The organism is Thermoactinomyces mirandus, assembly GCF_013868055.1.
Lineage (GTDB): Bacteria > Bacillota > Bacilli > Thermoactinomycetales > Thermoactinomycetaceae > Thermoactinomyces > Thermoactinomyces mirandus.
The window spans coordinates 45,259-70,430 of sequence record NZ_JACEOL010000023.1 but is presented as its reverse complement, the minus strand read 5'-3'; the positions used below and the strand labels follow the sequence as shown (position 1 = coordinate 70,430).

Genomic DNA, 25,172 nt, shown 5'->3' with positions numbered 1-25,172 from the left:
GAAAGAGCAATGCCTCCTTATTGCCATGGCCCAAAATGTTAAAAAACTGGCTTTGCTCCTCTCGAAGAGAGGAAAAAGCCTTGTGATCCGGCTAATTAATAAATTGAATTTCCTTCATTTGTTTATCTCCCTGAAATATACAACCCCAAGCCCTTTTCTTGCGAAAAAGCTTGGGGTTTGTCATCAAGCTCAGTCCGGCATCAGCCGGACGTTTTTTTAACTTGGCAGGCTGCGGATTCCCGCCCGGATAGCCTGGACAAACCGGTTAAACAAAGGGGTCCGATTCTGCCGGCCGGCCCGGTTCATCTCCTTGAAAAAATCTTCCCGCAACCTCATTGTCAGTTCAATTTGCAACCCCTGTTTTCTCACTCCCCGATTAATGATATTCTTGGGGTTAATCCCCTGTAAATAATTGGGTAATGGTTTAACGGGAAAGGATGCCCGGGAAAGCGCTGTTTTCACTTTTCCGAGCTATGTCCGGTTTCTTCCGCTCAGATAAACGGCCTTTTCCGCTCCTTTCGCCCCGTGGATGGAAATGATGTACAAAGCATTTTCCACCATTTCAGGGCACGGGATTCGTCAAAACGGGTGGAGACGATGGTTCCCTTTTTTCTTTTTTCCCTGAAAGTCATAGAAACTCCAGTCATGATCGGAAATAGCCCGGGCCATTTCACTTGTCCCCGGTTCAATTCCCCCGCCATGTATGGCCAGCACGGCAGTTTCCGGTCTGGCAAAACGAAGGAAAATGGAATAGTCTGTTCCGATCTTTTCATGGGCAGCCAACTGCTGGTAATTTTGGTACCAATCCATCTGCAGCCTCTCTTCTTTAGCAACTCGGCATTGATTTTTTATCTTCTTAAATCGTAATATTTACGATTTACATAGTTGTTTATAGAAGTTATAATAAAAAAAGACTTTACAAAACGGAATCAATCCAATTAAGGTGATGAAAACATGAAGAAATGGGTGAAAATTGCAACAACTGCGATGCTGCTTACTCTTCTTCTATTGTCCGGCTGCTCCGGAAATCCTTCTACTGGGAGCAAAAATCCGGAGGGAAAATTGCAGGTCTATACCAGCATCTATCCGCTTTATGATTTTGCCAGGAAAATTGGCGGACCGTATGTGTCGGTGACAAATCTGATTCCTCCAGGTGCCGATCCACACCATTTTGAACTGCTGCCGCGGGATATGAGCAAACTTAGCGAAGCGGATTTGCTCGTCTATAACGGGGGGGGATTTGAACCGTGGGTGGAACGGGTGAATCAAATGCTTGATCCCGATAAAACCAGGATTGTCAATGCAACGGAATCCATTATGACAGACTGGGGACAAGTTTCCCGTAAAGCTTCCCACAACCACGGACACGGAGAAGAACATCAGGCCGAAGGTACCGATCCGCATGTATGGCTGGACCCGCAGTTGGCCAAAAAACAGGCAGTAGCGATTCGGAATGCCCTGGTTCAATTGGATGCCGAACACAAGGACGATTATCTGAAAAACTATGACCAATTGGCATCGGAACTGGATCGATTGGATCAGGAATTCAAACAAATGGTTGCCAACGCACCGAAAAAAGAATTTGCCGTTTCCCACGCTTCTTTTGCCTATCTGGCCAAACGTTACGGGTTGGAACAAATTGCGCTTTCCGGATTGAGTCCGTCTGATGAGCCGAGTCCGCAGGAACTGGAAAAAATTATTGAACATGTGAAAAAACACGATATTGATGTAATCCTGTTTGAAACATTGGTCAACAATAAGATGGCCAAGGTCGTCAAAAAAGAAGTAAACGCAGAGGCACTGGTATTGAATCCGCTTGAAGGATTGACAGAACAGGAAATGAAGCAGGGAGAGGATTATTTTTCTGTAATGCGAAAAAATAAGGAAAACCTGGCCAAAGCATTGGGGGTTACCAATCCGTGAGTGAACCAGTTGTTGAAATAAAAAATCTGTCTTACACGTATGACCAACAAAAGGTACTGGATGGGATCAATCTGACCGTAAATCAAGGAGAATTTCTCGGCATTGTCGGGCCGAACGGTTCTGGAAAGTCGACCCTGGTTAAATGCATCCTCGGTTTTTTGAAGCCGCAGCAGGGAAGCATCTCCGTTTTTGGCAAGCCGGTTGGCAAGCAGGATGGTTCGCGAATCGGGTATGTTTCCCAAAAGGCCAACAGCTTTAATTCTGGATTTCCCGCCACGGTAAAAGAAGTGGTTGCCTCAGGGCTGTATGGGAAACTGGGATTGTTCCGCCGCATGACCAAAAAGCATATGGAGCAGGTGGAACGGGCCATTGCCCAGGTTGGTTTGACATCCTACAAGGATCACAATATCGGCAAGCTGTCCGGCGGGCAGCAACAGCGGGCATTTATCGCGCGGGCGTTGGTGGCCGATCCCGATTTGCTGGTGCTGGATGAACCCACGGTAGGAATTGACGCGAAAACGACGGAACAATTTTACGGTTTGTTAAGGCGGCTTCATCAGGAAGAAGGGCTGACGCTGATCATGGTTACCCATGATATCGGGGCTGTTTCCTCTGTCGTTGATCAGGTCGCCTGTCTGAACAGACATCTGTTTTACCATGGAGATCCTGCCGGCTTTGAGCAAAGGCAGCAGGAAATCCTGACACTGGCATACGGTCACGATCTCCAGGTAGTCAGTCACTATCACTGAGAAAGAATGGGGGGAGGCGCCTGATCAGGCGCTTTTTCATATGATTGAAGTTATCATGCAGTATGAATGGATGCAGAATGCGTTTTATGCCGGTATGATTATTGGATTCATATCGCCGCTGGTGGGAGTCTATCTGGTGGTTCGCCGCATGTCGCTGATTGCGGATGCACTCTCCCATGTTACTTTATCCGGAGTGGCGGCCGGGATGCTCTTGCAAAAGGAACTTCCGCTCTTTTATGCGGTAAACCCGTTGTATGTGGGAATGGTTTTCTCTGTGACCGGTTCCCTGTTTATGGAGCAGATCCGCCGTTTATACAAAACGTTTGAAGAAATCGCAATTCCGATCATTCTGTCAGGAGGAATCGGATTGGGAGTCGTGCTGATCAGTGCCGCAGACGGGTTCAATGTGGATATTGCCGGTTACCTGTTTGGCAATATCCTGGCCGTGGGCCGCGATGAATTGTGGTTAATGGCGGCGATTGGAGTTATAGTCGTGCTGTTTGTCTGTATCTTCTATAAAGAGATGTTCGCGCTGTCTTTTGATGAAGATCATGCCGTGTTGGCGGGCATTCCCCGGAAATGGATCAATTTCCTGTTTATCGTGATGGTTGCCCTGGTCATTGCGGCATCGATTCGGGTAGTTGGCATCCTGCTGGTCTCCGCGCTCATGACCATTCCGGTTGCGGCAAGCCTGCAGTTTACAAACAGTTTTCGCCAGACTTTGATCTGGTCGGTTGTTTTTTCCCAACTGGCTGTTTTTAGCGGACTTTTTGCCGCTTATTATCTCGACTGGGCATCCGGCGGAACGATTGTCCTTGTTTCCATTCTGATTCTCTTGATCGTTTTATTTGTCAAAAAAGTGATGAGAATGATGAAACTGGGGAATTTATTATAAAATAGAAGTAAATGACCGGGGAAATTGGGAGCGAGAGGAATGGATCTGAAACAGGCATTGGATTTGCTAAAGAAACATGGATATAAATATACCAACAAACGGGAACTGATGATGGACATCTTTTTGCGGGAAAGCCGCTATCTGTCAGCCAGGGAAGTGCTGGACCAGATGCAGGAAGACTTTCCGGGACTCAGTTTTGATACGGTATACCGCAATATCTCCATTTTTGAGAAACTGGGAATTGTCGAAGGAACCGAGTGGGATGGCGAACGGCGCTACCGGTTTCACTGCAACCGCGATACTCACCATCATCATATCATCTGCACGAAATGTGGACGAACCAGGGAGATTCGGGTTTGTCCGATGAATGCAATTCTCGGGGAGCCCGACAACTTTGAGATCACCGGCCATAAATTTGAGATTTACGGGATTTGTGCAGATTGTGAAGGAGACCATGCGCCGCGTCATTAGCGTGATCGAGTAAATACTGTGTCTGCCCGAGCCAAGGATTTGGAGGAGCCGTCAAGTAATTCCCTGCAAGGTGGAGAACGAACGGAGTTCCAAAAATTGTCTTTCTTGTATTTTATTTCATAATCTGCAGGACTTGCCCGGGTAAGTCCTTTTTCTTTTCCTTGGGCAAGCTCAGCTATAATGAGGCGAGTGAGGTGCAAAACGACGTGGATTACGAAAAGTATATGAAAGAAGCTTTACGGGAAGCAAAAAAAGCACAACAGTTGGGAGAAGTGCCCATTGGCGCTGTCATTGTAAAGGACGGGCAAATTGTCGGCCGCGGATATAACAGGCGCGAACTGGACAACGATCCGACCGCCCATGCGGAGATGATCGCCATCCGTGAGGCGTCCGCTCGTCTTGACAGCTGGCGCCTGAACGACTGTGATTTGTATGTTACCCTGGAACCGTGTCCCATGTGCGCGGGTGCGATCATCCAGGCGCGGATCGATACAGTTGTATATGGAACCGAAGACCCGAAAGCGGGTTCAGCCGGAACCCTGTTGAATATCCTCCAGGATGAGCGTTTCAATCACCAGACCAACATGATAACGGGCGTATTGAAAGAGGAATGCAGTACCATACTAACGACTTTCTTTCGGGCGCTTCGGCAGAAGAAAAAGGAACAGAAACAGGATAAAACCAACGGGTAAAACGCCGGATCAAGTTATTGCTGGCGTTTTTTATTTAACCTGCCGCCCCCTTTCATAACACCTTGACATTTTCCCGTTTTTTCTGTAGAATGTACCAATGTCTGAGCATAATATTCTTCTATGGAGAGGTGTCCGAGTGGTTGAAGGAGGCGGTCTCGAAAACCGTTGTGCGGGAATTCCCCGTACCGTGGGTTCGAATCCCACCCTCTCCGCCAAAACCTAAGGGTTTCGCGATGGCGGAGCCCTTTCATTTTGCTGAAATCGGGCAAACTGCTAACAAACTGCTCTTATGTGAGTAATCAGAATTGAACTGTAAATTGGTTGTGCTTAATAAGATGTCCATGCTATTGACCACTGGCATTATATAAATGATAGATTTTTTTTATAAATAAAAAAACACCTTTCCACTATTTCCCTCTTGACTTAGTATAGAACTATATAAATCAATCTGATTTATGAAAGGTGTTTGAAAAACTTGAGAGAGAAAATAGTTCATCGGTGGATGGTCGTGCTTTTCCTTACTTTATTGATTGGCACAGGGAACTTGGGAATGAGTGGAGAAGTAGTCGCGGGTGGCACTTTTGACGTTCCGGGAGTCAATGACCATTTTGATCAGGTCAATCCAGTTCCGCAACCCCAGAAACCGGCATCTGTGACAAACCCGGACAAGGAAGAGGGCGGGACATGGGACTGGATCACAGAACCCATAACGGATGCCTGGGAATGGACGAAAGACAAAGCGTCTGCCGCTTGGAACTGGACCAAAGAAACAGCTTCCGTTTTTTGGGATGGAATTGTGGACGTGAGCTCGAAAATTGCAGAAGTGACAGTGGATTCCCTTACGGCTGCCTGGGACTGGATCCTGGAGCATAAGGGAATCGTGGTTGCAATCATAAGTATTCTTGGTGCCATTGTCACTGTGATTGGATTTGTCGTTGGGTCTTCCCTGGCGTTGTTTATAGGTGGAGGTATCCTGGCAGGTGAGCTTATCAGCGGACTCCTGTCATGGATATTAGGAAATAAGTTATTTAGTGATGAAATGTTGTTTGATATGTTGGTTGGAGGCATCGCAGGAGGAATTTCCGCCCTGTTTGGTTTGGCAGCCGGTGCAGGAGCTGCCGGGAGCAGCGTGGTTCGTTGGTTGGGTACCAGGATTCCTTGGCTGGGAAGAATCTTTCCGAAAATGTTTGGTGGAGGCGTAGCGGCAGGAGTCGATCAAAGCCTGTGGGATCTTTTGAAGAACGGGAAAATCAATTGGATGAGAACGGCCATCGCTACCGGTTTGGGTTTCGTCCTCGTCTTCGGCGGAGAAACCCTTGGCAGCCATTCGGACGATATTATCAAATCGATCAATCGCATAAATATATCGCCGGTAACTCAATACTTTGCTGATGGAACGACTACGGCTCCAAAGTTCATTGGAGATACACCACTGGGTCAGTGGTTGCAGAAGTTTGGTAATGACAGTGGTGGATCTGAAGCTCGCCAAACTGTATCAAATACGATACAAGGATATAGATTGCCTCACATTCACCCTGATGCTGGCAGAGTAAATCGAATCCTTGATGATGATGGTAATCTTGTTAGAGTGGAAATAGTTGATTGGCAAGGAAACACCAAGAGTTTACCCAGATTAGACAGAGCTAATAAAACTCTTTCTTTTCGTTATAGTGGAAAGAGTATAGACATCACTTTTGACGAGCAATTGCGGATATGCATCTTCCACGTAATTACTGGTTTGCTAAAGATAAAACAGGATTAAAATCCCAATTTGGTTATTTAAACAGACGGTTAGGTAAACAACTAGATAATAATCCAATGTTACGTCAAGAATTGGGTTTAACTGAGGAAAATGTAAAAGATTTATTAGCTGGTCGAAATATTCGTGGCTTTACATGGCATCATCATCAACAGTTTGGTAGAATGCAATTGGTTCCAACTAGCTTACATCAACAAATTGGGCATGTTGGTGGAAGGCATATATGGGGCGGAGGAGATGTATTCAGAAGTAAAGGGAAGTTAATGAACGGAGAATATGAGTATCCAAATTCAAATCCAGGTATTTTTCCAAATAATAGTCCAAGAAATTAAGTAACGATTTGTAGAGGGGAGTTTATATGGGGGATCAATTGGAATGGAGAAGATGTCAAAAACCAACAGATATTAATAGTATAAGAAAAGTAGAATCTTATTTTGGTATTCGTTTTCCTGAAAAATTTATCGAAGTTACTTTGAAATGTCATTCAGGAACAGTACTTCCCAATGCTTTTTATGTAGAAGATAGAGGCGATGTTGTCTTAAATGATTTCCTGTCTTTTGATCCTGAAGACGATTTATATATTATTCAAACATATAAGAATATAAAAGATCGTTTGATTGAAAATATTTATCCATTTGTCAATGATGCCTCAGGTGATTGCCTATGTTTCGATTACCGTGAAGGAGACATCGAGCCCAAAGTGGTCTTATGGGATCATGAAGAAGCGTTTCTGGATAAAGAAAAAGGTATCTTTCCAGTATGTGATTCTTTTGAAGAACTATTGCTGTTGTTAGAAAACGAGGGATATTAAAGGATTTTTCTTTATATAGAAGTAACATTATATTTTAAATGTAAAAAAATTACTCAGGTTTATTGCTAAAGATTGTGTCGGTACGCATAACTTACGATGGAGCTGTGGGTAGCGGCAGTTTCCTGATTGAAGCTGCCAAATATGCATATCCCAATAAAGTAGAACTGTATGGTCAGGATAGTAATCCAGATCCTTGGGCGATTTGCAAACAAAATATGATTCTTCATGGATTGTATGATACCCATATTGAGATCGGCGATACTATGAAAGATCCCAAATGGGTAGAAGATTACCAACTGAAGAAGTTTGATTATATCCTGATGAATCCTCCTTTTGGTTATCGTGTGGAAATACCGGAAACTGATCCGTATGGACGTAACAGATATGGTATTCCCAGTCTTACCAGCGGGGAACTTTCCTTTGTTCTGCATGCCCTGGCTTCATTAAAACCTGAAGGAATAGCGGCGATTGTGGTAGCGCCTGGAATTCTGTTCCGTGGAGGCCCGGATAAAAAGGTTCGCCAATCCTTGTTAAAAGAGGATTTAATTGAAGCGGTCATTGCCTTGCCGCCCAACTTGTTTACCAGTACTGCTATTCCAGTAGCTATTCTGATCTTGAATCGCAAAAAAACCCAACCAGGAAAAGTACAGTTTATCCTTGCTAACACCAGTTATGAAAAAGAAAGAGGACGAAACTGCCTGCGTGCAGAGGATATTGAAAAGATTGCAAAAGCCTGCAGGCAAACGGAAGAAGTAGCTGGTTTCAGCCGGTTGGTATCGGTTGGGGAAATTGAAGATAACGATTATATTCTGTCTGTTGAACGATACATTGAGCCGGAGGAAACAATTGAAGCCACGATCGGGATGGCAATCGTCAGACGAAATGCTTATGAACAGTCCAATCTTCCGCTGAAGGCGCTTGGCAAACTGTCCGATCCAAAACCGTTTCGGGGGATAAATCCGCCACGTGAAAGTGAAGAAGAACCAAACTATGAATTGATTAATCTGGTGGATGTACAGGATGGAAAGATCCTTTTTGACCAGCTCAAGCCGGCTTATGTGGACCCGTGCCGGGCTCTCCGGTTTGAGGTGAGAGAAGGGAATGTCCTTGTTTCAGGAAGAGGAACAGCTTTAAAAGTAGCGATAATGGGCATCTTTGGGCGGGATTGCAGGATGAAATTTTTCAGCGATGCCCGGTTGGATTTTTCAGGTGTTGACATGTTGATTACCTAATGGAAATCACACGTTTAGAGAATGTTAGTGGTTGATGGGAAATGGGTCTGGCAGATGGATATTGGGAAGGAGAAAAAAGAAGGAACTCGGCGGGGCTCCATCTTTTTTGTTTCATGTTTCCAATTAATCGACTATTTTTGAATCTTGATTACAAGAGGGCAGGGGCTTTATCATTAATCATCTCAAGCAATGCCGTGAATAGTTCTTTTTTTAAGCAAATTTTGATGTTTTGATAAATCGCTTCAATTCATTATAAAAGTTCTCCCGGGTCCCACACAGAATCACAACCACCACATTGCCATTTTCGTCCTCGTAGATCCGATAAGCAATCTCATAACTGGTCCCTTTATATTTGATATCATAACCATAGATACCAGCAAGATCACCTGTTTTTGCTTCCCAAATGTAAGGATTAGCAGATATAGACAGTATAGCTTCATGATATAATCGTTTCAGTGGTTTCTCTTTCAGTTTCTTCAGATAGTGCTCAGCCGGCGGCAGATACACAACAATATATTTTCCCACGCTAATCCTCCAAGTCTGCAAAGAGTTCCGCTGTTTTATCCTGATGATCCGTCTTTTTCAATGCTTTCTTTGCCGCTCTGTCTGCCTCGGAAATCAATTCTTCAACAGCCGGTCGAATCCGGGATTGAACATTGGCAAACTCTTCAATCAATCTTTGCCCTTCATATCCTTGAGACACCAAATCTTTCAAAATTTCAGTTGCAAAACCGTGGTCTGTACGGCCAGCCGGACGAATCACTAGCTCTCCATTTTTAACAAATACATCCACTTCATCCTGGATATTAAGCTGTTTAAAAAACTTGATCGGGATGGTGATTTGTCTTTTGTCGGACACCTTAATTCGCTTGATTTCCAACGACATGGGGATAACCTCCTGGACTACGTTTCCAGTAGTCATTATTACTCCCCTCCCTTTGACTTTATTCTTTGTTTTCTTGGTTTCTTTGATTTCCTTGTTTTATTATATCACAATTTGTTGTAGTTGATTCTGTGAAATACCTAAATAATCAATTTTATAAAAAAATATTTTACGGAATAATCTTTTGGAGTGGTTATCTGGTTCAGGTTCAACCTGTTTTTTTATAAACAAAGGTAAGGAAAGTTGGTGACAGGATAATATCCATAAAGAGAGGAAACATGAAGAGAAAAGTCTAAAAAGGAGCTATTTCTGTAATCAAATAGGGGGCTGTTTGAAAAAGAAAAGTACCTCCTGTTAACATACGAGGTGTCATCCCGTACGACCCTTAAATAGCTGAGGAGGTACCCAATATGGAGTATAAACAAAATCGTAAAATTGAGCAAATCAATGAATCAACTTTAATCGTTGGTGCAGACATTGCCAAACATAAACACTTTGCAAGGGCTGTGGACTTAGTATAGAACTATATAAATCAATCTGATTTATGAAAGGTGTTTGAAAAACTTGAGAGAGAAAATAGTTCATCGGTGGATGGTCGTGCTTCTCCTTACTTTATTGATTGGCACAGGGAACTTGGGAATGAGTGGAGAAGTAGTCGCGGGTGGCACTTTTGACGTTCCCGAAGTCAATGACCATTTTGATCAGGTCCATCCTGTTCCGCAACCCCAGAAGCCGGCATCTGTGACAAACCCGGACAAGGAAGAGGGCGGCCTGTTTTTAGTGCGAGAGCACTTTTATATAACTCAGGCTTTTTTAAAGGATAAAGCAGAGGCTTTACCGCTTATTCATCCAGAAAAAGAGTTTTTTGCTATCCATGTTTTGAACACAGTTGATGCGATTGATTATAATCATGCGGTTATCAGACAATTAAGCAGTGGACTTAGAGTAGGATTTGAGAAGTATGCATTTATTGAGGAAAAGGTTGAAGGCGAACATATTTTTCGTATTTTCTTAGATGACCGAATTCGATCTGTGTATTCGTATCTGATGAATTTAAAAAGGCTGTCGAATCTAATGGTTTGGTAGAGGGTTTCAGTTTATTGAGGTTTGGGATTAGGAATGTTAGTTGCTTAAATTAATCATAATGTGTTTTATAAAAATGGCCTCATTGCGAGGATTTTGGCTTATTTTTTACTAAATCGGGCTGCAAATAAAATTGTTAATTAACTGCGTTGTTTAGAATTATTCAGACTAACCAAGGATTGGCTGAGTTAGGTTAGGGCAGGATGGCTGGATAAAATCTTTTCAACGATGCCTGGTTGGATTACAAAGGCTGTTTCTCAAGTGTTGACATGTTGGAGAGGCACCTGGTGACTGGAGGGATTTTACACTCCAGAGAGAAACATCCAGGCATTAATTAATCAGCGTCGGACAAGGGAGAGCTATTGCCCTCTCCGCAAGTCCGACCATTTTTTGGGCTGGCTTGTTAGACAGATTGCCTTTGTCCAAACGGATTTTGCATTGTGAGCATGAAAAGGGGCTAAAGGAATAGGAATATAGTATATGATTGTGCGGTCAAGTTGACAAGTCAGTTATTGATAAACTTCTCAAACACGAAGCCAAAATCCTTGATGTGATATTTATTTTTTGCCTGGACCATCCAATCGAAAACGAATTGGTTGAGGGTTTGGAATTGATCGATGACATCATTTTCACCGCTGCGATATGTCTTCAGTAAGGAAGAAGAAACTTCGAGGCTTTGTTTGGCATAGTTCATCATGATTTCGTTATCGTGGGTAATTTCTGCCATTTTGAGTAAAGATTTATATAAGTCTTTCAGTTGTTCCAAATGCTTTTTGTGTACATCAATCGAATAGTGAACAGAGCCGATCGTGAAGTGGATTTCTACATCCAAATCAATGTTACCAGCCGTTTCAAGGGTTACGCCTTCAATTTTATTTAAATAGTAATCATAGCGGCGGAGAACACGTTTTTTGCTCGTCGCACTGGTTCCATCCAGGTGAATGAGGGCTTTATTTGTAAAGCAGTATTCATCGGATTTGGATTTGATGAGGAAATAGATTTTCTCTCCGTCTTCATGCAAGATATAATCATCGGCATCGACTTTATCGTAGTCAGCAGGGGAAATCACAGATCCAATATCACTGAGGCCTAACATATCAGAAGCTACTTTACCAAACATGAAGTTTCTCCTTTCCTTGCGTGGCGGAGAAGAAAGTAGTAAGAGGAATTGCAACTGATTCAATCCTTGTTTTATACTGTTGACTCTTTCTTCTCGTTTCTCGCATTTCCATTAGATGTTTTCTGGGATTTATCATTTTTATTATACTTGATTTTATGCGGGAAAATGGCGATAATTTTTATATTTGTTCCACTTGAAAATGTCAATAAATTATGGAAAAACGGTGCAACTAATTGTTCAGGCTATAGAATGAGAGGGCTCTCAAATAACAGGGCGAGTCTGTGACAGGAAGACGATTCCAGTTGAGCTAGACGGGCTAAATAATTATTAGAGCATTAGGGGGAGAACTTCAGAGGCTGTTAAGGTAATTAATCATATTCGCGTTAAATTGTTAAATGGTCCTTTATCACTGAATTAATATTTAGATGAAATGTTAATGGAGAATCTACCATGAAGATATGGCATTTGGAATGCTTGTTAAATAGCTTTGAATCGTTAGGATTTGCCGACTTTGACCGAGATAGTAAATTAGCTGATTTATTACTTCAGACTTCTCCTCTTATTGATAAATGGAACAATGTTGAAGTATTGACGATTGACGAAGGAAAGGATAGTGACAGTCCCCACTTTTGGGATTGTCCTGTTCCTGTCTTTAGTGAAAGAGCATATTATACAGTTCAGGACTTTTTAAGAAATAAAGCAGAGGCTTTATCGCTTAACCATCCAGAAAAAATTTTTTATGCTATTCATGTACTTAATGCGATTGATGCTGTGGACTATCAAAAGGCGATTATTAAACAGCTTGATACAGGTTTTCGTGTAGGATTTGAGAAGTATGCTTTTATTGAGGAAAAGGTTGAAGACGAACACATTTTTCGTATTTTCTTAGATGACCGAATTCGATCTGCCGTATTCGTATCTGATGAATTTAAAAAAGCTGTCGAATCTGATGGTTTGGCAGGATTTCAGTTTATGGAGGTTTGGGATTCGGGAAAATGATTTCTTCAAAGGGTGAAAGGCGTTTGCAAAACTTGGGAGGGGAAATTGTTCATCGATGGATGGTCTTTCATGAATCGGATTGGCTTATGGTTAGTTCTATACTAAGTCAACAGTTAATTGGTCGAAAGGAGTGTTTTTTGACCACTGAAATGTCAGTTATATGAAAATAGATTTTTTCATAAATATTCCACATAAGCAGTTTGTTTTTAGTAAAATAAAAAGGGCTCGCTAGTCGCGAACCCCATTGAGTTTGGCGGAAGGAGCGGGGTTCAGACCCACAGCACAGAAAATTCTCGCAATCTCAAATTGGTAGTATCTCTTAGGTTAACATAACATCTTTTTTAGTTATTGGGAAGGACCAGATAAATACGCACAATTTCCATCAAATTTTTATCCTAGTGTCAGAAATTAACGTCATCGGTCATTGCTACTCTTTTTACTGTTTACTTCATTTAAGTAATACAGTTGTAAAATCTTTTTTTATATTTTTTAATTTCCTTTCCTCAAGTAATCTAAACAAACCTGACCTCTGGGACATTATACTATAATCTATTTTCGAACAATGATCTATACAAAAGACTATCTCTTACATTCGCCAGGCAAAACACGCAAACGTCCCATTCCCAAATGCGCTTGATAACCGATATGAAACCATTCGGCCATTTTGACCCAAGGATATACAGTTGGCAGCCCTTCACCCTGTATGCGCAACAAACCATCCCATTGCAACAGCTTGGATTCTCTCCTAACGTTCATCCTTTGCTTTTTAATACGAAATGTTCCAGATACTATTTGGACCTTGTCAGCAGCATCCATAGCGTCATTCAGACAAGATTCCAACTTCTGCCGCTCCTTCATGTCAAAATACCGATTCAATGACCAAAAACGATTCGCCACTTCCTTCATGACATCAGAGAAGCGGACTGATACTGCGGATATCACGCTCGGGTCAAGAAGCCATCCTCGTAATAAAACCGACAAGCTGCCATCTTTTTGGATTGACTTATTCTCCCTTAACATGTCTACAGAAACAACCATCGAAGAAACATCAATCGGCATCAACTTCTCTTGAAACATCAGCAACCTTGTCGATTCCTCGTTCTCAGCCGGATATATCCAAATTCGGTGCAACAAGAAGGGAATCTTCTCTTTCCCTAAACCGGAAGACTGCCATTCCTTAAACGAAAGTGCTACCAGCGGAAACAGTTCAATCATCTGATCCACAAGCACGATTTCAATGCGAAAAAATTCGCCAGGCTTGTAATTTTTTCGCATATCTTCCCATCCTGAGATGATAATTCCAATCTGATTATCGAAGTCCTGCCCAGGATTAATTCCATACGTTCGGTGCGTAGATGGTGAATCCTCTTTCGCTTCCCGATGCAGAACGCCGAATAACTGAGAATATGCGCATTCGGCTGCAAAAGAACAGGCACCGCAAACAGCATAACGCTGAATACAAACCATCCGCTTGAAAGATTTCTTCAATATCGCATAGAACATGGAGCTTTTATTTGCAGGTAGCCGTCCGCCTTCTGGAAGCATAAACTCTAACGCCCATTTAGCCGCTCTCATGTTATTCTTCCTTCTCCGGCAACACAATCGGTACCGTCAAACCAAATCCGAATTGTACAACGTTCGGATGCCGAGGAGCAATTCCTTCCACAAGGCGACCGCTATAAGCGGGCATGCGGTCGCTATAGAAACACGAACCCGGCTGAAGCGTCACATGAGGATATTTAAATGGAGATTCCGTATGATGTTCACCAATTTTCCCGTATTTTGTAACGAATTTATAATATCCTTCCGTTTCATCAGTGGCAGCAGGAACGACTTGAGACAAAATCGCGTAGCCGTTCGCCCCTTCTGGAGTTGCTAAAACTTTCACCGCATCAGGATCTTTCTCGACTGAAAAGAGCCCTTTGCCGCTACTTTTTTTCGCTCCGAAACCGGTTTTTCCCAGTGAACCAAGCAACTGCTCGACAATCGGTTCGTATGTCGGATCAAAATAACGCACATAAAGTGAAACATACTCCACATAAGACTCTTCGATCTCATAAAGTCCATTCTCCTGCAGACTTTGGCCCGTAGCCCGATCAATAATAGCGTGCAATCGCGAATGTGTATGCACAAATTTTGGCGATTCTTTCTCTTCCCATTGCACAGGGCGCCCATGCTTCATATCGTTAAATTCGGTAGGCGTCAGCCAAACACGTTCTTTGTATTTCTTCCCTCTGCGCACCACTTGCAATTGCTCCAGCTTGGAGGTTGGCTGTGGCTGATTCGATGCCGGAGGCGCCATCAATTTCGGCAATTTGTCCAGCGGGAAGGCATTGGACAATACGAATGGAGGTTGATGGCGGCAAGCCTCAATCCATGTACGCAGCTTACTTTCGCCGAAATGATAAAGCATTTGCCAGGCAAGAGAGCCCATTAATGTATCGCTTTGAAATGGAGTTATAAATCCAGAACTCAGACGCAAGCGATAACAGACATTGTATCCGGCATCACTCATCTTGATCATTTCCAGTCCTGTTTTTGAAACGGTCACACATCTTATCGTCAATTGTCACGTTTTGGAACTGAATTTGCCCGTAACCGCGACCGCCGGAACTGCCCAAATAATCTTTTTGCAGCAATTCCATCCCTTCCAGTACAAAATTTATCAAGTCCTCTTCATTATCTATATCGAACACGCGGATGCTTATTTCAAACACAAATTCTGTACCAGCTGGAACACGCTCTTGCTGACGAGGTGTCGCACTACCGGATTTACGTTGGATCACATTCTCCCATTTTACTTCAGCATAATTGAAGACTTGATCTATCGGTGCTTCTGTTAGCCATTTACGTGATGCGGGACTCATTTTGGCATCACGTACAAGAACGCGTGTTGGCGCATTTGTTTCTTTTCTGGAACCAAAATATTCACATACTGGACAATGGCGCTCCACAGTATTGCAACTACATGGACCATTCTTTATTTCTTGTGAATAACGATACTCCAGCAAAGAACGCATTTTTCCTTTCAATGAAGAACCAGGTATGTACGGCTCACCCGTAATAGGATGCCGGATAATGTTGTTGTCGATTCCGCCGATGTCCACCTGGTCTTTAGAGCCTCCAATCCGAAGTCCTGTCAAACAATGAATCGTACCCCGTATGAGTATATGTTTTACCAGTTTCATATTTGTTTCCTCCCGAATCATCTTTGATGGTTGACTAGTTGTTGAATCTGTCGGCTTGTTAATTATTTTCTCCCAAACTGATGGTTCTTCCCCGATTTTCGATAGTTTTGAGATGAACGGCTTCGGCCACCACCACCGCGATGATCATCAGTGTTTTTGGAAAAAGCAATTACACATTGAAAATGTTCAAAGAAACCAAGGAAGTCCGTATGTGATTTGCGGGCATGGGCCACATTTGCTTTGATAAAACTCTCAAATGAATCCGGTATCACTTTACGTTTGACATTATAGGATACGATAGGAACGAGCTTATCGATCATCGGACGGACAACTTCAAAATCTTTCTCTATAGACATTTTTGTCTTAATCGCCATCACCTTGTTATAAAACCTGCGCAAAGAAGTACTTGTCATCCCAACCTTTTCTAACTCTTTCGCCACCCTCTGTGCGTCCTCGACAATAATTTCGCGGCGCATATTTCCTTTTTCGTCATAATAGCCGCCTGACAAATATCCTTGCCACATAATGATTTACAACTCCTTCCTGTCTTCTAATTGGAAGCACGAAACAATCGGGAGAGTCGAATGAGCGGCTCTACTTTCTCCAACGGATGATCATCTGCAAGCGTAAGGAACCGTTGCGCCCAATGTTTCGCTTCCTCATCCGACTTGTCAGTAAAATTGCGGGACAAGTCATACGCCAGTCTCGGATAAAAACGTAACCCGGATATGTCCCCTTTTTCCTTGTAACTCTTATATTGTTCAGCATATTTAAGCAATCGGAACAGAAAAGCGGATGCAATTTTGTTCTCGTTCCACATTTCTCCCAACTGCTGGGCTTCCTGCCAAAAAGACTCAAAACGTCCCCAAGTCATCGCCCAGTTGAAAATCGAGATTTGATTACGTCCATGCGGTCGTTCGATCGAAGATGATTGCTTGGCATGATCCAATTCATTTTCCGTCCATTCAGCCTGACGGACAATTGGAAGACGTGGTTTGCATACCGTAATTCCGGCAGATAATGAAAGATTGGGATTTTTTCCTACATATCGGGCAAATGACTTCCTCAGATCGATGGCCAACGGAATAATTTCATTCCATGGACCGATCAGAAAAAGATCATCCCCACCAGAAAATACTGTGTACACGTGCTGATAATTCCGCTTCATTTGTTCATTCAACCAACCGGAAAAAAACAACTCTAACATTTTACTCAGTGTAGAAATTTGCGGAAGCAGTACGGAATCGTTTTCTTTTTTCAAGCCGAATACAAACACACTCCCAAGCATATCGACGTCGGCCTTCAGGCAGGCAAGCTGCTTCTGTCCCTTGGCTTGATCCGCAATAAAGGTAAATGGAAGCGGATGTCCTGGGTCAATTTTTTCCTCGTTTATTGATAAATCCTGATCTGCAACCGGTACATAATTAGCCATGTATTTCGTTGTCACAGGCAGATTATACTTCATTTCCCGATCAAAACGGTTTAACTCATAAACAAGGTAAATATTATCGCTTTCCACAGGCTGATCTTCGAGCACATCAACGTAATAATTGTCCATCACCATAAATCCGGGTATGTCCTCCGACTTGCCAATACGGAAAACAATGTAATTAGCACTGGGTAATCGGCGGCCTAACTTCTCATCAGCAGCACAAATCCGACAGAGATCTCCATGCGGAGCTGTGAATTTCTTGCAGCATTTACAACGAGACAGTGGATTGTGCCCTTTTTGAACAAAAGCTTCTTCGTTCCATTCTCCTGCCGATTGGAATGCCCCCGCCAATTGGGACGATTTTCTCCGCTGAAGCTTACGGCTCAACCGTTCGAGTAGACGATCCGCCGTACGCAACTCTGCGGCTTCAACTTCAACATGGACCAGGTTGCATACCAATTCTCCAAGGTACTCTTCAAGCATCCATCGATCCAACTCTTGTTGGAAGGAAAGTAAAAACTGTTCCGTCTCTTTTCCCCCAGGCAACAGGATGTAAAATTTTCCGCCTGACGACAGAATCATATTGGCAAGTGGCAGATCAAAGGCATGAAGTATTTTGTGTGCGATGATATCTGATAGAACTCCGAGAAAAAAAGAACGTGCGCGTAATCGTTTCGCTACACCACCTGTACCCGTCTGTGCAATATCAAATATATACCGCTGGATGCCGGACAAATCCCCAACAACAAGCACAATCCTATTCTCTTCCGCTGCTGATGACGCAGACCATGCCGCAGTTAGCGCGCAAAGCTGCTTACAGACCTCCGCTAGTGATACCGCCTGTTGCCCATGATCACCAGCCGGTATGCACCAGGCATAATGATCGATCACACGCTGTAATCCAGTGATCAGCACGGAAGGTTGTTTTGCATTACAACACCACGCGTCCTGTAAATCAGCTGCGAATGCAGTCGCATGGCGCTGGACTTCCTCCGGTGTTTCCATCGGTTCAGGCTCCGGAAATATGTCAGTTACCGACAATGTCTGCATCGGGTAATAGAGTGATGCTTTAAACTCTTTCTCCAGTTCAATTTGAGCGAAAACAGATTCCAGCCGTTCCCTGTTTTTTGCAGCCATTTGTTCGGCACCCAACGTCTGCAATGCCTTTATCAGCAAGAAGGCCTGTCCGAGCCTTTCATCACCAATATTCATCTGATCAAAATGGTTCCTGTTACGCAAATATCGCCCGGCATCATCCATATAAGCGCATGCGCGTTCTCCGTCAATACAACCTCTATACGATCTTAAATTTCCGATCAGCTGTTGATACGATTCCGCATCCAACGATTGTTTGAACCATCTTAACAGTGGATAAACAGATGCGGCTGCAAGCAAATCATGATTCATATCTTTAACCTCTTTCTGTTTCTCTTCCGGCACCATTCCGATTACATACGATTATGCAACCAACCGTTTATGAATCCACTCCAGCAACTGCTTGTGAATTAAATCCAGCGGGTTTTCGTTAATTTGAATCTGGAATTCTCTGTTGAGCGCCTGTCTCAATAACTTCTTCCAATTGTCGCTTTCACCAAAAACGTTTTCGATATCTGACTTGGTCAAACCGCCGAACTGGTGGACGACATTATTCCGCTGTTTATAAATTTTCTCCAATTTCCTAACCCATGAATGTCTTTTGCACAACATACTCTTTGGTGCGCTGTCGGAAATAATCCGTTGGTACTCTCCTCGTTTGATGGGGTATTCCCGTTTTCCATTAAAAGAACGATTATTGAGATCGCACAACTTTTTGTGAAATTGAACTTTTTCTTCCTCAGGAGTTAGTGAAGGCTGTTTTCGATCAAACCCGAGAAGATGAGTCGCTTTGATGCGAAGCAAATTTTCATAGAAAGTCATCATCCCGATCGCCCATTCGTTGTACTCTTCCAACTGATATAAAGTCACCAATTTCCAATAATGCTCATGCAACACCTGACGAAATTCGGAACAGCTCGTCCATCCAAACTGGCGATCATCGTGAGCCTGAATCCCTTTATCCAATTTGTTAATTTGCCCAAGACACTCCTGGAAAAATGCCGTATTCTTCAATTCCGAATGTCCAATTGTCTTCAACTTCGTCAATGCTTCTGCATACCTCGTATTCCTCCTGAGCAAAAGCACATCCAGAAAAGTGAGTATATCCTTCAGAAATTCATGTATAGGCAAATTCAACTTGCTGATAAGATCTTTCACTTGTCCATAATGATAACCAGTTAATAATTCATCCAAATTTTTTACCAGCTCATTGGCTGTTAAATATGTGTCTATGCGAACCGGAACTGCAGGAGGTTGCAGTTCTCCTTTGGCAGGCCTCGGAGAATAAATGAAAGTTTTCGTAGAACGGAAATCGGTGGATTGGTGCATCGCATGCAGTAATCCTACATTGCAAGCCGGAGTTCCGCCTGCTAAAGAAACATAAACCGGTTCGTCGGATACAAGCCCGTGCTGTGCCAATTGACCAGGGAGTCCTTTAATTACCTTTTGGTAATATGTATACATGCTGTCGTAAGAATGCGGCAAATCGCAAATTTGCATTCCAATCACTATCGGCTTGTAACTGTCGAACAATTGATTTCTCTCGTTGTATAATTGTATAATTTTAAAAATAATATAGGTATCCGATTTAGAGAAATGCTCATCTTTTTGTTTTGTATAAAATAAGACGAGTGCATTTAACGTCTCATTCCTACTTTTCAGTAACTGCTCAACCGATTTTAGTATTGGAAAATTGAGCTTCCCCCAATCATAACCCCGCTTCATCTCTTGATAAATTATTTGGTTGTCTATACGTTCATCCTCCGATTGCCGAATACCGTACGGTTGAAAATCCGAATTCCCCAAATTAGATATTAGAATCGCCATTGAACCCCTTCTTTATAAATATATTTGTTTCTAATTTTAGAGTTAAAATCTATCTATTATGAGAAACAATCTTTTTAAAACAAACATCTTTTTGTTAAGTTCTTACCGTAAAGGAATAAAAGTTGAATGGATCTTAAATTGCAACAGCATGTCAGCTTCCTGTGGATCTATCTCGCTATTCCGGAGAAGTTTAAGCAAATACTTATGGAACACTCCTACGGTGCCTATATCATTCAATCAAGTGCAGAGCTAGAGAATTTAAGCTGATACCAACTTGTATCTCTATACGCTAAGGATATGTGGTTAACTAACTGCATTTCTTTATATTGGGAAAGGAGTTATTCCTCACAACATTATTCGACAACTTTATTCGACTTTCCTCCCATAATGGCTGATCGCCATAATTCCAAAAAAAAGGCTTCATTAGATTGTGTCTGGTAGCGGTTTCTGTTGCCGGAGCGCCACTCGTTGCTGCCATTGCCCAAAGAGTGCCGTGGCTGGGTAGAGCGTTGCCAAAAATGTTGGGAAGTGCTGCGGGTGGAGGTACCGATCAAAGTATAATTGACATACTTAAAGACAAGTTTAATTGGAAGAAAACGGCTGTTGCTGCCGGTTAAAAGAAGAAATTGCAAATGGTACTTTCCCATATAAATAAAAAATATTTATTAGAGGATGGTTAAAATTGAAGGTTTATAAATTGTCTTCAGACTATCAATTTAAGTCGTTGATGTAATATAGCAATAAAGATGCTGAATACTTTACATATATTTATGATAATTATTGGAACAGAGAGCCGAACCCCGATTTGGAAACCTATACGGCTAAAAGAATCTGAAATAGATAAAAATAAATCAAATCCTTTACCAGATTGCCTGGTGATTCTAGGTGATGTTCCTATTTTCAGTGAAAGAGGGAAAAGTCAAGTAGAAAGTCATTTATCAGATTACGGAGAGTTTCTTCCATTTATTAGCGAGTTTGGTAGTTTTTATGCATTTCATTTGCTTGAGCAAATCAATGCTTTAGATGAAGAAAAATCTGAAGTACTCCGGTTTAAGAGTAGCGGGAGAATAAAAAGGATTACAAACTATGTTTTTAAGCCCGATCAGATAGCAAATAGGTTATTGTTTAAAATACCACAACACCCAACAATTTTATTTGTTACTGATGAGTTTGTATCTTTGATTCATGGAAGCGGTTTACAAGGATTTGATTTTGAATTACTTTGGGGAGGATGATCATGTAATATTTAGTTATTTAAATGAAAAAGTATGTACGAATAACAGATTGTTTTATCGGGCTGCTAATGAAACTGTAAATCAACTGTATTGTTCATGGTTAACCAAGATTGGCTGAGTCTATATTAAACTAAAGATAGCGGTAGCAACTTATTTTGCAAAATATTCTACTGGTAAAACGTCAACAATTATATGTTTAGTATATACTTGGGTTAATCAATGATGAGTACTTAATTTGCCTGGATTTATTGCCAGGAGTTATATGTAATTTTGGTGGTGCACAAACTTAAAAACTGTTGCGCGGGAATTCCCCGTATAGTGGATTTGAACCCCTTCCTCTCCACCAAAGATAAAGGGTCCCGCGATGGCGGGGCCTTTTTTATTTTGCACGAAATCAGGCAAGATGCTGATATTCGTCTGCCAAAGTATATTCTTAATCCGATAATGAAAAGTAAAACATCTTATAATCTCAATTATAAAAAAAGAAAGCATGATGCTCCCGTAACAAATCCGTTATTGCGTTCAGGTTGAGCCATTGCGCAGAATGTCGCTTTTGCCGATGATTATGATTCCAGATTCCGATCCTTAGGCGGGGTAGTGAGCGTCCAGTTCTTTTAGCTCATTCTTATCCTTGTCATGATCAAGCATATGGCGGAAATTTTTTATGGATTGAACATCTCCATAACCCGATGCTTCAATCGTGTTTAACAGTCGATAGGCGCGGCTTTTCGCATGAGGCGATTTCAACAACTTGGCCTTCCGATAGAATTCTTCGCCCGCCTGTACACACTTATCAACTTCACCTAACATTAGATAGGCTCTTGCCCAATCCAGTGGAATCCACGCATCCAGCCAAATATTAGCCTCTAAGGCAATCTGGCTCTTGATTTCCTCTTTCATAGCCAAGGTTTCCTCTGGTTCTCCAATTTCCAGATAGCCATAGCTCTTTTCTGCCATTACACCACTTAAAGAGTGGAACACAAAATCGGTTCCATCACCATAATTAAAGTTTTTGATCCTTCTTGCCGTGCGTAATGCGGTTTCTATTGCTCTTTTAAACTTTCCTTTCTGTCCGGAACTGGCATAGACTCTTGCGAGATAGGCATTGGTTACGACCATGACATGTTTCGATGCGCGGAAAGACTCATCTCTGGCCAACTCGACATACTCAATCGCCTCTTCTCGTTTTCCCAATCGTTCCAGTTCCGTACCTATATTAAGGTATAACTCATGGCGAGAGTAGCCGGATGATCAATCGCTTTCGCAATCTCGTTCATCTTGCGAAATTTGTTTAGAGCTTCCTCGTATCGTTGATTTTCCACATCGATCACAGCATTGAGACGCAGTACCTGGGCGTAGAGAGTCTGAAATTTAGCGGAGAAGTAGTTGCGAGGAGCACTTTTGAGATTCCAGAGGTGAATGAACATTTTGAACAGGTTGAGCCAGGGCCGAATGGCTTCAGGAATTGGAGCCATCGTTTTTGAATGGGTAGCATCTTTGGTAGCAGGGGTCCCACTCGGAAAAGGGGTGGGCAGAGATGTTCCTAAAAAAGATCAATTGGCGATCAGCAAAATCAGGAAGTGACTAATGACCTTAAACCATGATAGTCTTTTACACCACGTATATTATTTGGTGATGCAAACAAATCCATAACCAACTCATGTAACAAAATAATTTCTTTTTCAGATAGGTATCTCGTGTGATCTGTAGGCATTAGTAGAAACTCCTATTTTTCGGCAAGCGATTGATAAACTTCTTTGTATTTAACCATTGACTTGAACATTGCCAAAAGAACATCATCAGGGAGTTGATGATACTTTTTTGGTAGAATTGCTTTGAGATTTTTAATGATTATTTCTTTCGATTGTTGGTCATTTGTGTGCTGGATTTCTTCTAAAACTTGTACCATATCTATCCCCACCTTTTTAAACTCACTCAATAAGGTAAGTAAGTTGCTACTATCATGATACCAATTTTTGTTTTTGTCTGTAAATAACTCGTTATTATTTTTTTCTGACATTTATTTTGGTTTTGCAAAAAGAGCGCTATGAGCAGACATACAACAAAAAATTCGGCTGGATCGGGCATGTTTACGCTGATCCAACCGGTCCGGCCCAAACTCAGATTTGAGACATATCTATTTTCAGAAGCGCCATTCCATCTGCCTTTACGTTTGAATTTTCTATTGTGCAAACAGGATTTTATCCCAACCCCATTATATCTATTCTTCCATTAAGTATGTGATGACGGCCACTCTCGAAATGAAAATCTGGTGTTACAATCTGGTAAAGGAATAATGGTCAAAAGGTGCAGATGATGAAGAGATGGGACTGGTCCGTCTGGAGGGTGTCCGGGAGCATGAGGGATCAGGAGCAGGGGTTTATTTCGGACTTGACTCGACGGATGCGGGCAGAAAAAATTTTAGTGAAGGACATTTCGTATATTGATAAATGTAGATGCGGAGTAGCCGGTGAGAAGAGAAATATAAAAAATTCAATTTATATTTCTTATCCAATAAAAAGCCATATGATGACAAAACCAATCCAATCATAAACCTGAAAGGGAAATAGTGTTACTTAATATTTTAGTCGATCCTTTTTTATCATTGAAACGGGGAAAAGCAGGCGTCTTATAATGTGAGCATGAATTTCAAAAACAAATGACCGGCCTTCCGTATACTGAAGGAGTAGCCGGTTTGTTTTACTCATTCTGCTGTCAGTTGCTCCTGATCATCAGACATCGTCATTTGCCGCACAGGGGAAGGAGAAATTTTCTAGAGTGGCACTTGTTTCCCTTGATGGTTCGAAAATGATTTCAATATCTTTCATGCCTAAAGCACGTAAAATCCGGTCATAGGTCTCGGAAGTGATCCCGATCGATCCGCCCTCAATCCGGGAAATGACTGACTGGTGCATGGGCTGTCCGGTTGCCTTCTGAACAAGCTGGGCAAGCTCTTTTTGCGTCAGACCCAGTTCGACCCGCCGTGCAAAAATCGCCCTGCCCATCAAACGTGAAAAACTGTAAACCGTCTCTTTGACACCAGGGACACTTTCCAGAAGCTCCATGAGCTCCTCATGATTGTTTGGATCGCTCATACCAATCCCCCATTTGAATATATTTGGTCGGGCATCGCAAAAAGTCTTTATAGATATTTGCGGCTTCTTTAACAATTTCCTCAAACCCGGGCGATGATGTTTGTCTTTTGATCATGGCATTGGTGACAAAAACATATTCCCTTCCTTGATAATAATGGGTAAACAGCACCATCCGGAAAGCATAACCGGCAGGATATGAACCGATATTTACCCGGAACTCGATCAGTGGAAAATTGTATTCCAGCCGTTTCAGCAATTCAAACTTTACCGATTTGCCGGTGGACGTTTCTATGTAAAATGGCTGTTCATTAATAAGTGTCCATGGCGGAATCCCTGTTTTTTCAATTGCCTTGATTCCGTTGGTGACCTCAATCGCCATTCGGGTAAAATCAGGGTTGCCCTGTTTCGCGACCATTGCGATATTTGCGATAAACTCCAATACCGGCCGGGTTCCGTCCTCCCGACGCACATAAATAAATTTTACCCTACCCATATTATATAACAAAACAATCATAAGTTTCCAGAAATCTTATGATTATTTTATCATATTCCCTCCTTTGCGGGAAAATAACCTCCATCCCTTTTTTGCCAGGGATCTGTTCGCCTGGCCAGAACCTTGTTTACAAACGATATTTGTCAATCCCTCCTATTCAAATTCAATTATTTAATTATTTAAATATATC

Annotated in this window: 29 protein-coding genes, 1 tRNA gene and 1 pseudogene; 17 read left to right on the top strand and 14 right to left on the bottom strand. The window is 42.3% G+C overall.

Going from position 1 to position 25,172, the window contains the following annotated elements; all coding sequences use genetic code 11:
* On the top strand, window positions 1–220 hold a 220-nt coding region (locus tag H2C83_RS17335; protein ID WP_220184052.1), incomplete at its 5' end, for a hypothetical protein.
* On the opposite strand, the pseudogene H2C83_RS17690 reads toward H2C83_RS17335, so the two are convergent.
* A pseudogene (locus tag H2C83_RS17690) lies at window positions 217–810 on the bottom strand (poly-gamma-glutamate hydrolase family protein). The gene H2C83_RS17335 and the pseudogene H2C83_RS17690 sit on opposite strands and share 4 nt — an antisense overlap.
* A 144-nt stretch (window positions 811–954) precedes the next feature.
* Between H2C83_RS17690 and H2C83_RS07200 the strand changes: the two are divergent.
* The 10 genes from H2C83_RS07200 (at window position 955) to H2C83_RS07155 (ending at window position 8,532) form a co-directional block, all read left to right on the top strand.
* Complete coding sequence (locus tag H2C83_RS07200; RefSeq protein WP_181739236.1) at window positions 955–1,923, top strand: metal ABC transporter substrate-binding protein; 969 nt, start codon at window positions 955–957, stop codon at window positions 1,921–1,923.
* A complete protein-coding gene (locus tag H2C83_RS07195) occupies window positions 1,920–2,672 on the top strand; it encodes a metal ABC transporter ATP-binding protein (protein WP_181739234.1) in 753 nt (250 codons plus the stop codon). Before H2C83_RS07200 ends, H2C83_RS07195 begins: the two co-directional genes overlap by 4 nt.
* A 40-nt stretch (window positions 2,673–2,712) precedes the next feature.
* Window positions 2,713–3,567: a metal ABC transporter permease gene (locus tag H2C83_RS07190; protein WP_181739232.1), complete on the top strand. Its 855-nt coding sequence runs from the start codon at window positions 2,713–2,715 to the stop codon at window positions 3,565–3,567.
* Between the two features lie 39 nt (window positions 3,568–3,606).
* On the top strand, window positions 3,607–4,038 hold the full coding sequence (locus tag H2C83_RS07185) for a Fur family transcriptional regulator (RefSeq protein ID WP_181739230.1): 432 nt from the start codon (window positions 3,607–3,609) through the stop codon (window positions 4,036–4,038).
* Window positions 4,039–4,232: 194 nt separating this feature from the next.
* Window positions 4,233–4,730: a tRNA adenosine(34) deaminase TadA gene (gene tadA, locus H2C83_RS07180; RefSeq protein WP_312853873.1), complete on the top strand. Its 498-nt coding sequence runs from the start codon at window positions 4,233–4,235 to the stop codon at window positions 4,728–4,730.
* A gap of 122 nt (window positions 4,731–4,852) precedes the next feature.
* Window positions 4,853–4,945: transfer RNA gene (locus H2C83_RS07175), tRNA-Ser, on the top strand.
* Between the two features lie 260 nt (window positions 4,946–5,205).
* On the top strand, window positions 5,206–6,492 hold the full coding sequence (locus tag H2C83_RS07170) for a phage tail family protein (RefSeq protein WP_181739228.1): 1,287 nt from the start codon (window positions 5,206–5,208) through the stop codon (window positions 6,490–6,492).
* The gene (locus tag H2C83_RS07165; protein WP_181739226.1) at window positions 6,444–6,821 is read left to right on the top strand and encodes an HNH endonuclease; all 378 of its coding nucleotides are present in this window, start codon (window positions 6,444–6,446) and stop codon (window positions 6,819–6,821) included. The genes H2C83_RS07170 and H2C83_RS07165 overlap by 49 nt, the downstream gene beginning before the upstream one ends.
* Before the next feature lie 26 nt (window positions 6,822–6,847).
* Entirely contained in the window at window positions 6,848–7,300 is a 453-nt protein-coding gene (locus H2C83_RS07160) for an SMI1/KNR4 family protein (protein WP_181739224.1), read from the top strand.
* 62 nt (window positions 7,301–7,362) lie between these two features.
* A complete protein-coding gene (locus H2C83_RS07155) occupies window positions 7,363–8,532 on the top strand; it encodes an N-6 DNA methylase (protein ID WP_181739222.1) in 1,170 nt (389 codons plus the stop codon).
* Between the two features lie 210 nt (window positions 8,533–8,742).
* Here H2C83_RS07155 and H2C83_RS07150 read toward each other — a convergent pair whose 3' ends face one another.
* Window positions 8,743–9,057: a type II toxin-antitoxin system RelE/ParE family toxin gene (locus H2C83_RS07150; RefSeq protein WP_181739220.1), complete on the bottom strand. Its 315-nt coding sequence runs from the start codon at window positions 9,055–9,057 to the stop codon at window positions 8,743–8,745.
* A gap of 1 nt (window position 9,058) precedes the next feature.
* Complete coding sequence (locus H2C83_RS07145; RefSeq protein ID WP_181739218.1) at window positions 9,059–9,454, bottom strand: AbrB/MazE/SpoVT family DNA-binding domain-containing protein; 396 nt, start codon at window positions 9,452–9,454, stop codon at window positions 9,059–9,061.
* 600 nt (window positions 9,455–10,054) lie between these two features.
* Here H2C83_RS07145 and H2C83_RS07140 point away from each other — a divergent pair.
* Window positions 10,055–10,501, top strand: coding sequence for an imm11 family protein (locus H2C83_RS07140; protein WP_181739216.1), 447 nt, complete (start codon window positions 10,055–10,057; stop codon window positions 10,499–10,501).
* A gap of 502 nt (window positions 10,502–11,003) precedes the next feature.
* On the opposite strand, the gene H2C83_RS07135 is transcribed toward H2C83_RS07140, so the two are convergent.
* The gene (locus H2C83_RS07135; RefSeq protein ID WP_181739214.1) at window positions 11,004–11,618 is read right to left on the bottom strand and encodes a PH domain-containing protein; all 615 of its coding nucleotides are present in this window, start codon (window positions 11,616–11,618) and stop codon (window positions 11,004–11,006) included.
* Between the two features lie 450 nt (window positions 11,619–12,068).
* Here H2C83_RS07135 and H2C83_RS07130 point away from each other — a divergent pair, with 450 nt between their 5' ends.
* Window positions 12,069–12,617: an imm11 family protein gene (locus tag H2C83_RS07130; protein WP_181739212.1), complete on the top strand. Its 549-nt coding sequence runs from the start codon at window positions 12,069–12,071 to the stop codon at window positions 12,615–12,617.
* A 579-nt stretch (window positions 12,618–13,196) separates the two neighbouring features.
* On the opposite strand, the gene H2C83_RS07125 is transcribed toward H2C83_RS07130, so the two are convergent.
* The 6 genes from H2C83_RS07125 to H2C83_RS07100 all read right to left on the bottom strand — a co-directional run bounded on the left by H2C83_RS07125 (window position 13,197) and on the right by H2C83_RS07100 (window position 19,841).
* Window positions 13,197–14,192 (bottom strand): hypothetical protein, encoded by a 996-nt coding sequence (locus H2C83_RS07125; RefSeq protein WP_181739210.1) that lies wholly within the window; start codon window positions 14,190–14,192, stop codon window positions 13,197–13,199.
* 1 nt (window position 14,193) lies between these two features.
* On the bottom strand, window positions 14,194–15,168 hold the full coding sequence (csm4, locus tag H2C83_RS07120; protein WP_181739208.1) for a type III-A CRISPR-associated RAMP protein Csm4: 975 nt from the start codon (window positions 15,166–15,168) through the stop codon (window positions 14,194–14,196).
* The gene (csm3, locus tag H2C83_RS07115) at window positions 15,125–15,805 is read right to left on the bottom strand and encodes a type III-A CRISPR-associated RAMP protein Csm3 (protein WP_181739206.1); all 681 of its coding nucleotides are present in this window, start codon (window positions 15,803–15,805) and stop codon (window positions 15,125–15,127) included. The genes csm4 and csm3 overlap by 44 nt, the downstream gene beginning before the upstream one ends.
* A gap of 62 nt (window positions 15,806–15,867) precedes the next feature.
* Window positions 15,868–16,329 (bottom strand): type III-A CRISPR-associated protein Csm2, encoded by a 462-nt coding sequence (gene csm2 / locus H2C83_RS07110; protein ID WP_181739204.1) that lies wholly within the window; start codon window positions 16,327–16,329, stop codon window positions 15,868–15,870.
* Window positions 16,330–16,355: 26 nt separating this feature from the next.
* A complete protein-coding gene (cas10, locus tag H2C83_RS07105; protein ID WP_181739202.1) occupies window positions 16,356–18,644 on the bottom strand; it encodes a type III-A CRISPR-associated protein Cas10/Csm1 in 2,289 nt (762 codons plus the stop codon).
* 51 nt (window positions 18,645–18,695) lie between these two features.
* Window positions 18,696–19,841 carry a hypothetical protein gene (locus H2C83_RS07100; RefSeq protein WP_181739200.1) on the bottom strand — a complete coding sequence of 382 codons (1,146 nt, stop codon included), beginning with the start codon at window positions 19,839–19,841 and terminating at the stop codon, window positions 18,696–18,698.
* A gap of 746 nt (window positions 19,842–20,587) precedes the next feature.
* On the opposite strand from H2C83_RS07100, the gene H2C83_RS07095 reads away from it, so the two are divergent.
* The 3 genes from H2C83_RS07095 to H2C83_RS07085 all read left to right on the top strand — a co-directional run bounded on the left by H2C83_RS07095 (window position 20,588) and on the right by H2C83_RS07085 (window position 21,925).
* Complete coding sequence (locus H2C83_RS07095; RefSeq protein ID WP_181739198.1) at window positions 20,588–20,776, top strand: hypothetical protein; 189 nt, start codon at window positions 20,588–20,590, stop codon at window positions 20,774–20,776.
* A 153-nt stretch (window positions 20,777–20,929) separates the two neighbouring features.
* Window positions 20,930–21,394, top strand: coding sequence for an imm11 family protein (locus H2C83_RS07090; RefSeq protein WP_181739196.1), 465 nt, complete (start codon window positions 20,930–20,932; stop codon window positions 21,392–21,394).
* A gap of 270 nt (window positions 21,395–21,664) precedes the next feature.
* Window positions 21,665–21,925 carry a hypothetical protein gene (locus H2C83_RS07085; RefSeq protein WP_181739194.1) on the top strand — a complete coding sequence of 87 codons (261 nt, stop codon included), beginning with the start codon at window positions 21,665–21,667 and terminating at the stop codon, window positions 21,923–21,925.
* A gap of 54 nt (window positions 21,926–21,979) precedes the next feature.
* Here H2C83_RS07085 and H2C83_RS07080 read toward each other — a convergent pair whose 3' ends face one another.
* The gene (locus tag H2C83_RS07080) at window positions 21,980–22,552 is read right to left on the bottom strand and encodes a hypothetical protein (protein WP_181739192.1); all 573 of its coding nucleotides are present in this window, start codon (window positions 22,550–22,552) and stop codon (window positions 21,980–21,982) included.
* 270 nt (window positions 22,553–22,822) lie between these two features.
* Here H2C83_RS07080 and H2C83_RS07075 point away from each other — a divergent pair, with 270 nt between their 5' ends.
* Window positions 22,823–22,978, top strand: coding sequence for a hypothetical protein (locus H2C83_RS07075; protein WP_181739190.1), 156 nt, complete (start codon window positions 22,823–22,825; stop codon window positions 22,976–22,978).
* A gap of 142 nt (window positions 22,979–23,120) precedes the next feature.
* Here H2C83_RS07075 and H2C83_RS07070 read toward each other — a convergent pair whose 3' ends face one another.
* The 3 genes from H2C83_RS07070 to H2C83_RS07060 form a co-directional block, all read right to left on the bottom strand.
* On the bottom strand, window positions 23,121–23,414 hold the full coding sequence (locus tag H2C83_RS07070; RefSeq protein WP_181739188.1) for a hypothetical protein: 294 nt from the start codon (window positions 23,412–23,414) through the stop codon (window positions 23,121–23,123).
* 712 nt (window positions 23,415–24,126) lie between these two features.
* Window positions 24,127–24,489, bottom strand: coding sequence for a helix-turn-helix domain-containing protein (locus H2C83_RS07065; RefSeq protein ID WP_181739186.1), 363 nt, complete (start codon window positions 24,487–24,489; stop codon window positions 24,127–24,129).
* Complete coding sequence (locus H2C83_RS07060; protein WP_181739184.1) at window positions 24,467–24,982, bottom strand: hypothetical protein; 516 nt, start codon at window positions 24,980–24,982, stop codon at window positions 24,467–24,469. The genes H2C83_RS07065 and H2C83_RS07060 overlap by 23 nt, the downstream gene beginning before the upstream one ends.
* Window positions 24,983–25,172 lie beyond the last annotated feature (190 nt).

Excerpts from the sequence above, each read along its gene's own strand:
- H2C83_RS07200 (WP_181739236.1), top strand. The coding sequence starts at position 955 with ATGAAGAAATGGGTGAAAATTGCAACAACTGCGATGCTGCTTACTCTT.
- H2C83_RS07190 (WP_181739232.1), top strand. The coding sequence starts at position 2,713 with ATGATTGAAGTTATCATGCAGTATGAATGGATGCAGAATGCGTTTTAT.
- H2C83_RS07185 (WP_181739230.1), top strand. The coding sequence starts at position 3,607 with ATGGATCTGAAACAGGCATTGGATTTGCTAAAGAAACATGGATATAAA.
- H2C83_RS07165 (WP_181739226.1), top strand. The coding sequence starts at position 6,444 with ATGCATCTTCCACGTAATTACTGGTTTGCTAAAGATAAAACAGGATTA.
- H2C83_RS07160 (WP_181739224.1), top strand. The coding sequence starts at position 6,848 with ATGGGGGATCAATTGGAATGGAGAAGATGTCAAAAACCAACAGATATT.
- H2C83_RS07145 (WP_181739218.1), bottom strand. The coding sequence starts at position 9,454 with ATGACTACTGGAAACGTAGTCCAGGAGGTTATCCCCATGTCGTTGGAA.
- H2C83_RS07140 (WP_181739216.1), top strand. The coding sequence starts at position 10,055 with ATGAGTGGAGAAGTAGTCGCGGGTGGCACTTTTGACGTTCCCGAAGTC.
- H2C83_RS07135 (WP_181739214.1), bottom strand. The coding sequence starts at position 11,618 with ATGTTTGGTAAAGTAGCTTCTGATATGTTAGGCCTCAGTGATATTGGA.
- H2C83_RS07130 (WP_181739212.1), top strand. The coding sequence starts at position 12,069 with ATGAAGATATGGCATTTGGAATGCTTGTTAAATAGCTTTGAATCGTTA.
- H2C83_RS07125 (WP_181739210.1), bottom strand. The coding sequence starts at position 14,192 with ATGAGAGCGGCTAAATGGGCGTTAGAGTTTATGCTTCCAGAAGGCGGA.
- csm3 (WP_181739206.1), bottom strand. The coding sequence starts at position 15,805 with ATGAAACTGGTAAAACATATACTCATACGGGGTACGATTCATTGTTTG.
- csm2 (WP_181739204.1), bottom strand. The coding sequence starts at position 16,329 with ATGTGGCAAGGATATTTGTCAGGCGGCTATTATGACGAAAAAGGAAAT.
- cas10 (WP_181739202.1), bottom strand. The coding sequence starts at position 18,644 with ATGAATCATGATTTGCTTGCAGCCGCATCTGTTTATCCACTGTTAAGA.
- H2C83_RS07090 (WP_181739196.1), top strand. The coding sequence starts at position 20,930 with ATGATAATTATTGGAACAGAGAGCCGAACCCCGATTTGGAAACCTATA.
- H2C83_RS07070 (WP_181739188.1), bottom strand. The coding sequence starts at position 23,414 with ATGTCAGAAAAAAATAATAACGAGTTATTTACAGACAAAAACAAAAAT.
- H2C83_RS07065 (WP_181739186.1), bottom strand. The coding sequence starts at position 24,489 with ATGAGCGATCCAAACAATCATGAGGAGCTCATGGAGCTTCTGGAAAGT.
- H2C83_RS07060 (WP_181739184.1), bottom strand. The coding sequence starts at position 24,982 with ATGGGTAGGGTAAAATTTATTTATGTGCGTCGGGAGGACGGAACCCGG.